Genomic DNA, 2,371 nt, shown 5'->3' with positions numbered 1-2,371 from the left:
GCGTGGCAATACTGTTTTCCAGATCATTCACCGCCGCAGTGAGCGGCGGTTCGCTTTTCAGCAACGAAAACCATTCAGCCATCTGCGCACTGGCGATTTGCGTCAGTTGTTCATCGTCCAGTTCACGGGAGAACAACTGCGCCAGCCAGGCGTAAACACAGGCAATCTGTTGTGCTGTCAGCGTGGTCATGATTTCACCTGCGACGCGGGAACATATTCGCACTGCGCCACCATCTCCACGGGGCCGTTAAACGCCGTCACCTGCTCCACTGTTCCATTGTACTTCTCAATTTCCACCAGCGTAGTGTGCGCACTGGTCGCCTGCGCCAGCTGCGAAGTACCGATGTCGATGGTCAGCACGTTGGGGTTACCGTATTTGCACAGCGCACCAGGCTCGCCGCCTTTATCTGGATCGTACCATGCCCCTTCGTGAATTCGCGCCACGCCGGGTGCATAGCGGTCAGAAACTACTGCTCCTGCCAACACCTGACCGCGAGCGTTAAAGACGCGTACCACATCACCGTTACGAATACCGCGCGCGCTGGCATCCTGCGGGTTAATGAACACTGGCTCTTTACCCGCTACCGTATATTGCTGACGCAGCGTTTCCGACTCACATAGCTGCGAGTGAAGTCGGAAATCCGGATGCACAGATTGCAGATGCAACGGATACTTCTGCGAGCCGGGCCCACCGTGGGAGCGTTCGATTTTCTCAAACCACATCGGATGCCCCTGACAATCGTCGTAGTTCATATCGGCGATGGTTTTCGAGTAGATCTCAATCAGGCCACTCGGCGTGCCCAGCGGTTCGAGATCCGGATCTTCGCGGAATGCCTGGTGGCGAACAAACATCTGCGGATGGTCAAACTCGACGTACTCTTTGTTATTCCAGAAGTCATCAAACGCTGGCAGATGAACGCCGCGTCCTTTGCCTTGTTGTACACCTTCCTGCCAGATGCGTTTCAGCCAGCCCATTTCGTCCAGCCCTTCGGTAAAGGCTTCTTCACGATTAAAGCGACGGCACAGCTCGCGGAAAATATCAAAGTCGTTGCGCGCCTCGAACTGCGGCGGCACCACCTGTTTCATGGCGATAATGCCACGGTTGGAGTGGTTGCCGTACTGGTCGAGATCGTTACGCTCAAACTGCGTGGTCGCAGGCAGCACGATATCGGCAAAGCGGCAGGTTGAGGTCCACTGGTTATCTATGGCGATAACCGTTTCCAGCTTGCGCCAGCCTTCAATAATGCGGTTGATCTGCTGATGGCGATGGAATGGGTTAGTTCCGGCAAAAATACACATTTTCAGCGGCGGCAGTTTTACCGATTTACCGTTCCAGTTGATCACTTTCCCCGGTTCGAGGATCGCATCGATAAAACGGGCAATCGGAATAGTGCTGCTGTAGCCTTTGTAGTCACTGTTGTCGTGAACAGGCGGAATCGACGTAGAGCCGGAGAAACCACTCAGAATAACGCCTTTACGCCCCGGCGTGCCTGCGCCGTTGTAGTGCCAGCCAAAACCAAAACCACCACCTGGCAGGCCAATTTGCCCCAGCATCGCCGCCAGAACCACAATCATCCACGCCCACTGTTCACCGTGCTGCATATGCTGCACGCACCAGCCAGCAATAATTTGCGTTCTGTTCGCCGCCATCTGCCGCGCCAGCCCACGAATGGTTTCGGCATCAATGCCGGTCAGTTTTTCAGCCCATGCGGCATCTTTCGGCTGACCGTCTTTCTCACCCAGCAGATACGGCAGGAACTGCTCAAAACCCACACAGTAGTTAGCGAGGAAGTTTTGTCGTACAGGTTTTCACTGTACAGCGTATGTGCCAGCGCCAGTTGCAGCGGCACGTCAGTTTGCGGGTTAACCGCAATGTGCTTCACATGCTCGCGCCCCAGAGACTCATGGGTGGATGTGACAACCGGATCGATGCTGATGACCTCAACTTCACCGGCGGCCAGGAGGTTTGCTGTTCATACACTTCCATTGAACCGACTACGCGCGGCAGGATCACCTGCGCAGCACCGGTAGAGTAATCTCCGCCCGTACCAACGCTATTACCATGCAAGGCAATAGCTTTCGCCAGCATCCCCGAAGCGTTATGGAACATCCCCGTCGATTGCCAACCACTGGCGGTCAGCAAGGCACTCGGCCCGTGAGTTTTCTGTACGCGTTCCAGTTCTTCATAGAACATGTCGAGGGCTTCATCCCAGCTCACGCGCACAAAACGGTTATCACCGCGCTGGGAGGTGTCGCTCAGATGGCGCTTACGCAGCCAGTCCACGCGTACCATCGGATAACGAATACGTGCCGCGTTGTGTACGTGATCCGGCAATCCGGCGATCATTTTCGACGGATATTTATCCAGTTC

At 55.3% G+C, this 2,371-nt stretch carries 2 pseudogenes; both read right to left on the bottom strand.

The annotated features are described in order from the left end of the window. Positions 1–190, bottom strand: a pseudogene (gene torD, locus ACUU1M_RS19810) (molecular chaperone TorD); the annotation flags it as partial. Then, a pseudogene (torA, locus tag ACUU1M_RS19805) lies at positions 187–2,371 on the bottom strand (trimethylamine-N-oxide reductase TorA); the annotation flags it as partial. The pseudogenes torA and torD, both read right to left, overlap by 4 nt.

It is taken from the genome of Shigella sp. SIG6 (assembly GCF_053555815.1).
Note: the sequence above shows the minus strand (reverse complement) of the source record. Positions and strands in the feature narration are given on the sequence as shown.